7 protein-coding genes are annotated in these 6,630 nt (G+C 66.0%); 4 read left to right on the forward strand and 3 right to left on the reverse strand.

Annotation, left to right across the window (positions count from 1 at the left end; all coding sequences use genetic code 11):
• Nucleotides 1–51: 51 nt before the first annotated feature.
• Together BMX78_RS15950 and BMX78_RS15955 are read left to right on the forward strand one after the other, a co-directional pair.
• The gene (locus BMX78_RS15950; RefSeq protein WP_170850843.1) at nucleotides 52–351 is read left to right on the forward strand and encodes a type II toxin-antitoxin system VapB family antitoxin; all 300 of its coding nucleotides are present in this window, start codon (nucleotides 52–54) and stop codon (nucleotides 349–351) included.
• On the forward strand, nucleotides 344–1,018 hold the full coding sequence (locus BMX78_RS15955) for a LytR C-terminal domain-containing protein (protein ID WP_091421168.1): 675 nt from the start codon (nucleotides 344–346) through the stop codon (nucleotides 1,016–1,018). The genes BMX78_RS15950 and BMX78_RS15955 overlap by 8 nt, the downstream gene beginning before the upstream one ends.
• A gap of 26 nt (nucleotides 1,019–1,044) precedes the next feature.
• Here BMX78_RS15955 and BMX78_RS15960 read toward each other — a convergent pair whose 3' ends face one another.
• Both BMX78_RS15960 and BMX78_RS15965 read right to left on the reverse strand, forming a co-directional pair.
• Nucleotides 1,045–1,695, reverse strand: coding sequence for a TetR/AcrR family transcriptional regulator (locus BMX78_RS15960; protein ID WP_091421171.1), 651 nt, complete (start codon nucleotides 1,693–1,695; stop codon nucleotides 1,045–1,047).
• Between the two features lie 58 nt (nucleotides 1,696–1,753).
• Entirely contained in the window at nucleotides 1,754–2,452 is a 699-nt protein-coding gene (locus BMX78_RS15965; protein WP_091421175.1) for a DsbA family oxidoreductase, read from the reverse strand.
• 217 nt (nucleotides 2,453–2,669) lie between these two features.
• Here BMX78_RS15965 and BMX78_RS15970 point away from each other — a divergent pair, with 217 nt between their 5' ends.
• Nucleotides 2,670–3,731 carry a glycosyltransferase family 4 protein gene (locus BMX78_RS15970; RefSeq protein ID WP_091421180.1) on the forward strand — a complete coding sequence of 354 codons (1,062 nt, stop codon included), beginning with the start codon at nucleotides 2,670–2,672 and terminating at the stop codon, nucleotides 3,729–3,731.
• 53 nt (nucleotides 3,732–3,784) lie between these two features.
• Complete coding sequence (locus BMX78_RS15975; protein ID WP_091421183.1) at nucleotides 3,785–5,932, forward strand: amylo-alpha-1,6-glucosidase; 2,148 nt, start codon at nucleotides 3,785–3,787, stop codon at nucleotides 5,930–5,932.
• Between the two features lie 41 nt (nucleotides 5,933–5,973).
• Here BMX78_RS15975 and BMX78_RS15980 read toward each other — a convergent pair whose 3' ends face one another.
• Nucleotides 5,974–6,507, reverse strand: coding sequence for a GNAT family N-acetyltransferase (locus tag BMX78_RS15980; RefSeq protein WP_091421185.1), 534 nt, complete (start codon nucleotides 6,505–6,507; stop codon nucleotides 5,974–5,976).
• Between the last annotated feature and the right edge of the window lie 123 nt (nucleotides 6,508–6,630).

Raw genomic sequence — 6,630 nt, forward strand, 5'->3', positions numbered from 1 at the left:
CGGGGGTGCCGGATACTTTCGCTGGACCCGATGGGTGCCTAGGGTGGCATGGTGATATTCAAAGCTGTGGGCGAGGGCCGCCCTTACCCTGACCATGGTTACAACACGCCCAAGGAATGGGCTGCGCTGCCGCCGCGTCCGGTGCGGCTGGACGAGCTGGTGACCACCAAGCGCACCCTGGACCTGGAGGCGCTCCTCGCCGAGGATTCCACCTTTTTTGGTGACCTGTTTCCGCACGTGGTGCAGTACCAGGGGACCCTCTATCTGGAGGATGGCCTGCACCGCGCCGTCCGGACCGCCCTGCACCAGCGCACGGCGATCCACGCCCGTGTGCTGGTCATAGATGGCTAGGAAGAAGCAGCAGGACGCGAGCGTCCTCCATGGCCACCGGGTTGTTACCGGCCCGGAGTTGAGGGCCGCCTTTGAAACAGGGCACGACGCCGACGACACCGCCAGGGTGCGCCGGCGCGTGCTTCACGGCGTGGTTCTTGTGCTCCTGATTGGACTGATCGCCGCCGCCATCATCACCGCGCTCGCCATCATCAACGGGCGCCTGAAGATTCCTGCAGCGGAGCCTGCCGAGAAGTCGGTGTCGACCTGCCCGGCCGGCACCTTTGACTACACCCCGGCCGACAAAATCAACCTCAACGTCTATAACTCCACCAGCCGGCCGGGGCTGGCGCGGTCGGTGGCCGATGAATTCCTGGCGCGGAAGTTTGTCGTGGGGGCAGTGGCCAACATCGAGGCGGGCTATCGGGGTGTTGCCGCGGTGGTGTCCGGCGCGGCCGGCCAGTCAGCGGCGTTCAGCGTCCAGCGCAACCTGCCGGGCTCGGATTACTTCCAGGACGGACGGACGGACGGAAGCGTGGACGTGATCCTGGCCCAGGACTACAAGGCGCTCGCCCCGCCGGACCTTGTTGACCAGACGCCGGGCCAGCTCAGCTGCCCGCGCGAAAGCCGCCGCGTCGCCGATGACGAGTTGTGGCCGGTCATGCCCTCCGCGGCGCCGGCCCGCTGAACGGCGCCCGCACGCTCAACCGTGGCTTAGCCGGCTACAGCAGGAAGCGGGGCCAGGCGGACGGGGCGGCCGGCGTCGTCGAACCGTGCGCCGGCACCCAGCTGGATGAAACGCACCGTCCGGGCAACCCGCGCTTCCAGTTCCGCAGGCTCGTCGCTGCCGCGGGCCGCGCTGGACGAGAGGGTGCCCAGGATCAGCTGTGCCTGCTGGCCCACGTCAGCCACCGGGAGGTAGCCCTGGTCCATGCCGTCGCGCAGGATGCCCTGCAGCAGGACGCTCAGCTCGCCCACGTGGTGGGCGAGCTTGGCGAAGGACGACGGCGACAGCACGGCCCCCATCGCCGGTCCCGGCGGGAGGTGGCGGCGGCTGAGGTCCACCACCTGGGCGCGGACGTAGAGTGCCAGCCGCTCCACCGGGTTGTCGAGGCGGCCCAGTTCCTCGCGAAGCTCGGACAGGAACTTCTCGGTCTCATCCAGCGCATAGGAGATGAGGAGCTCTTCGATGTCTGCGTAATAGTTGTAGACGGCGGTGCGGCCCACCCCTGCATGCCGGGCCACATCGGTCATGGTCAGCCCGGGCAGGCCGTGGGAAAAGAGGAGCTCACCGAAGGCGGTGAGGATGCGGCGCTGGGTGTCCGCGCGCTGCTCGGCGTTGCTGGCCGCTGAGATCCTGGGCATACAGACACTTTACCGCGAAGTGTCAGTAAACGTCCCGCCGCCTGCCGGCAGGTCCTGGCTAGACCTGGCAGCCGTCCGGGCCGCAGGCGTCCCCGTCGGTGGAGTTGACCAGCACCAGGGGATTGGCGGCCTCCCACGCCTGGTTGAGCGCGGCAGTGAACGTTTCGGCAGGCTGGGCGCCCGAGAGACCGAACTTCCGGTCGATCACGAAGAACGGCACGCCGCTGATCCCCAGCGAACGGCCCTCCTCGAAATCTGACCGGACGTCCGCGGCGTACTTGTCAGTTGTGAACACCTCCTCCGCCTCCTCCCTGGCGATGCCCAGGTCCAGGGCGAGGGACGTCAGGTACTCGCGGCTGCCGATGTCCTTGCCGTGTTCGAAGTGGTCGCTGAGCAGGCGCTCCTTGGCGTCATCCTGCTTGCCGTGGGCGGCCGCGAGATGGATCAGGCGGTGCGCGGTGAAGCTGTTCGCCACCACCACCGCATCGAACCGGTAGTCCAGGCCCTCACCCTTGGCCTGCTCGGCGACATGCTGGAACATCTGCGAAACCTGCTGCGGCGCCATGCCTTTGCGGGTGCTGAGATACTCCAACTCCGTCCCGTCATAGTGCTCCGGCAGGGTGGGATCCAGCTGATAGCTGCGCCATTTCACTTCCACAGAATCGCGGTGCTCGAACTCAGCAAGGGCCGTCTCAAAGCGGCGCTTGCCGATGTAGCACCACGGGCACGCGACGTCAGACCAGATCTCAATCTTCATGCTGGGCATAACTGCACTCGCTGCACCGCCATTCCGCGGCAGCACGTTATTTGCGCCACACGAGGTCTTGCGGTGGGGCTGCAACGTAGGCAATAGTCTGAGTTAGGTGAAGCAGACGCCATAGGAAAACCGACTGCATCGCGGGCCGGAGCCGGCGCGTGGTCGGAAGTGCCCGGTCAGCTGGGGAGCCCGGCCTGGATTCTTCGCGAGGCAGGGAATGCGGATAGGACTGGTTGCCGGACCATGGATTCCGGTACCGCCGGTAACGTACGGCGGCATTGAACGAGTAGTGGACAGCCTGGCCAGGGGCTTTGCTGCCGCAGGGCATGAAGTGGTCCTGGCCGCGCCGTCGGACAGCACCTGCCCCGTACCCCTGGTTCCGGGGATGCGTCCAGCCCAAATCGACGAGCTGGGGTCCGCCATCTCAGAGTTGAGCCTGGTGACCCGCGCCTACGAGGCAATGGGGAATGTGGACATCGTCCATGACCACACCCTCGCCGGCCCGTTGTACATGCAGCGGCCCAAGGGGGTTCCGGTGGTGACCACGATCCACGGCCCGCTTAACGAACAGGCGGTCGACATCTACCGTGCCATTGGCCGGCATGCAGCCGTCATCGCGATTTCCCGCGACCAGTGCTCGCGGGCACCTGAGGTGCCGGTGGCCCGGGTGATCCATCACGGAATGGATGTCGCTTCCGTCCCGGTAGGGGACGGAAGCGGCGGCTACCTTTGCTTCGTGGGACGGGCCTGTCCGGACAAGGGGCTCTTCGAGGCCATCGTGCTCGCCAGGGAGGCGGAAATCCCGCTGCGCATAGCGGTCAAGATGCGGCAGCCCGATGAAATCCGTTATTTCCGCGAAGTTATCGAGCCCATGCTGGGGCCCAATGAGGACTTCGTCGGCGAAGTGAATGACGCCGCCAAGTACCGGCTGATGGGCGAAGCCCTGGCCTTCCTCAACCCGATCCAGTGGTCCGAGCCGTTCGGGCTGGTCATGATCGAAGCGCTGGCCACGGGCACCCCGGTGATCGGCACGCCGATAGGTTCCGCACCCGAAATCATCGACCATGGCCTGACCGGCTTTTTGGGTCGCACGGATCAGCTGCCGGGCTTTGTGCAGGAGGTCGCAGGGCTCAGCCGGGCAACCTGCCGGAAAGTTGCCGAAGATCGGTTCGGCGAGGAACGCATGGTGAACGAGCACCTTGTTCTTTTTGGGCAACTGCTGGAAGGGCAGATGCCGGCAGGGGTTCCGGATACGGTCGGTTTGCACCAGAATCTTTAAGGCAGGTCTTGGCGATCCGCGGCAAGCCCGCCGCCTAGCGAAGGAGTGCTTCCATGACCGCATGGAACGCCGATACTGAGGCCGGCGCATCGGAGTCAGGGTCGGTCACTGTAGTGGAGGGGTCCTCGTTCTGCATCTCGTCCGAAACGGGTGACATCAGTTCCGATGCCGGTGCGAACGGGGCCTTCTTCCAGGACACCCGGATCATCTCCCGTTGGATCCTCCGGATCAACGGATCCCTCCGCGAGCCCCTGGTGGCCCAGAGGCCGCAGCCCTTCGGAGCCACCTTTGTGGGCAGGGCCAAATGGCCGGACGGCAGGTTCGACAGCCCCTTGGTGGTCCGCCAGGTCCGCCACATCGGTCCGGGTCTCCAGGACGACATCATCCTGGAAAACTATTCCGCGGAGCCGGTTGACTGCGACATCGAGCTCCTGATCGACGCCGACCAGGCAGATCTCTTCGACGTCAAGGGTGGCCGCACCACCCAGGGTGCCGAGGCCACCCGCGAAGTGGTGGATGGCAGCCTGGTCATAGAAGCCGCACGCCACGGACAGCGGCGGGGGACTTCCATCAGGGCAGCTGGTGCGAAGGCCGGCACGGACGGGCTCCGTTTCCGCGCCACAGTCCCGGCCCGGGGCAAATGGGCCACCAGTGTGATTGTGGTGCCACTCGTCAATGGACAGGCACCTGCCGATCCTTTCACCGAGGAGCGGCTTCCACGCCACCGCGAAGGGGTACGCCGGCACCGGGCCTGGGAGGAAAACGTCCCCCAGGTCACCGTGGCGGACAGTAACCTGCAGCAGGTGCTGAACCGCAGCCAGAGCGACCTGGGCTCGCTGCGGATCTTTGACGAGCACCATCCCGGACGGGAGGCGGTGGCAGCCGGGGCCCCGTGGTTTATGGCCCTGTTCGGCCGGGACTCACTGCTCTCGTCCTACATGAGTTTGCTGGTAAGCCCGAAACTGGCGGCCGGGACGCTGCAGACCCTGGCCGGGCTGCAGGGAACCAAGGTGGATCCGGACTCCGAGGAAGAACCGGGACGAATCCCGCACGAGGTGAGGCTGGGTGTTACTGCCGGGTTGTCGCTGGGCGGCGCAGCGTATTACGGCACAGCCGACGCCACCCCGCTGTTCGTTGGCCTCCTGGGCGAGTTGAGCCGCTGGGGCCTCTCGCGCGAGATCATCCACCCGCTCCTTCCGCACGCCGACCGTGCCCTGGACTGGATTGAGAAGTACGGTGACCGCGACGGCGACGGATTCGTGGAGTACCAGAGGCCTAACGACCACGGGCTGGTCAACCAGGGCTGGAAGGACTCCTGGGACGGCATCAACTTTGCCGACGGCACCATCGCAGAAGCCCCCATCGCCCTGTGCGAAGTGCAGGCCTATGTCTACTCCGCCTATATCGGCAGGTCGCTGCTGGCGCGCTGGGACGGCGACGGGGACCTGGAACAGCATTGGGCGGACAAGGCCGCTGCCCTGAAAACTGCCTTCAACGAGAAGTTCTGGCTGCCGGACAAGGGCTATTTTGCGGTGGCACTGGACAAGGACAAGCGGCCGGTGGATGCCTGTACCTCGAACATGGGTCATTGCCTCTGGACGGGCATCGTGGACGAGGACAAGGCGCCCTCCGTGGTGGAGAATCTGATGTCGCCCCAGATGTTCACCGGCTGGGGCATCCGCACCCTGGGCTCGGACATGGGCGCCTACAACCCCGTGAGTTACCACAACGGGTCCGTGTGGCCGCACGATTCAGCACTGGTGGCAACAGGGCTGATGCGGTACGGATTCGTGGAGGAGGCCAGGCGGGTTGCCTCCGGCCTCATTGACGCCGCCGAACATTTTGACGGCCGGCTGCCGGAACTGTTCTGCGGTTTTGACCGCGGCGAGTTCGCAGGACCTGTGCCCTACCCCACCGCATGCTCACCCCAGGCATGGGCTGCGGCAGCGCCGGTGCAGCTGATGCGCGTGCTGCTCCGCTTCGACCCCGTCTATACCCATGGAGTGGTGCACCTGGCGCCGATCCTTCCAGACGATATGGGCGACTTCCAGGCTGCCAACGTCCTGATCGACACCTCCCGGATCACCATCAGGGCCCACGGGACCGGCGGCAGCATTGACGGGCTTCCACCGGGGTTGAAGCTTCTCTCGCAACCGCGTCCGCCCCTGGCCTACGCGCCCAATGCCCATCAGCCCGTGTGACAACGCCCTGCTGGCCGCGCACCCCACACGCCGCAGAAACGTCAGGGAACGGCGCGCTCCAGCACAAAGTCATGCTCCACGGTGCTGCCCAGGCGGAACGATTTTGTGCCGACTTTCCGGAACCCTGACTTCTCATAGAAGCGGATGGCCCGGGCGTTCTGGCTGTTGACTCCCAGCCAGACGCCTTTCCCGCCGGCTTTGGCTGCCGCCGCCAGGCTGGCATGCATCAGTTCGGCGGCGGCACCGAGCCCGTGGTGTTCCGGGTGCACGTAGCACTTGCTCAATTCCACCGACGGCAGGACGTTCAGGGCGGCAACAACGTCCGGGTCTGTAGTCGGACGGTTCACCAGCAGGCTGTAGCCGCGCAGGCCGCCGTCGGCGTCGATCACCAGGACCGTCACCTCGGGGTCGGCGAGGTACGCCTGGAAGTGCCGTTCGCTAAGCGTGTTCGCCAGGTGGGCGGCAATGTCCTCAGGCGAGGCCGACGGCGGGCACGCCAGCGGAAAGGTGACGGCCGCAAGGGCAGCCAGCGCCCCGGCGTCGTCCGTTGTTGCGGTGCGGATGGAATGCGGCATGCAGGGATTCTACGTTCGCCCTCGGGTCACTGCTTGAAGGCGGCGTCGAAGGAGGTGTTCGACGGCGGGAAGTCGAACTTTTTGAGGGCGGCGAGGGCTTCGGGGGCGCCGTGGAGGCGGTCC

Source organism: Arthrobacter sp. OV608 (assembly GCA_900110595.1).
Taxonomy (GTDB): Bacteria; Actinomycetota; Actinomycetes; order Actinomycetales; family Micrococcaceae; genus Arthrobacter.

What these genes read in the sequence shown, in the direction of transcription:
- BMX78_RS15960 (WP_091421171.1), bottom strand. Translation starts at nt 1,695, where the DNA reads ATGCCCAGGATCTCAGCGGCCAGCAACGCCGAGCAGCGCGCGGACACC.
- BMX78_RS15975 (WP_091421183.1), top strand. Translation starts at nt 3,785, where the DNA reads ATGACCGCATGGAACGCCGATACTGAGGCCGGCGCATCGGAGTCAGGG.
- BMX78_RS15980 (WP_091421185.1), bottom strand. Translation starts at nt 6,507, where the DNA reads ATGCCGCATTCCATCCGCACCGCAACAACGGACGACGCCGGGGCGCTG.
- BMX78_RS15970 (WP_091421180.1), top strand. Translation starts at nt 2,670, where the DNA reads ATGCGGATAGGACTGGTTGCCGGACCATGGATTCCGGTACCGCCGGTA.
- BMX78_RS15965 (WP_091421175.1), bottom strand. Translation starts at nt 2,452, where the DNA reads ATGAAGATTGAGATCTGGTCTGACGTCGCGTGCCCGTGGTGCTACATC.
- BMX78_RS15955 (WP_091421168.1), top strand. Translation starts at nt 344, where the DNA reads ATGGCTAGGAAGAAGCAGCAGGACGCGAGCGTCCTCCATGGCCACCGG.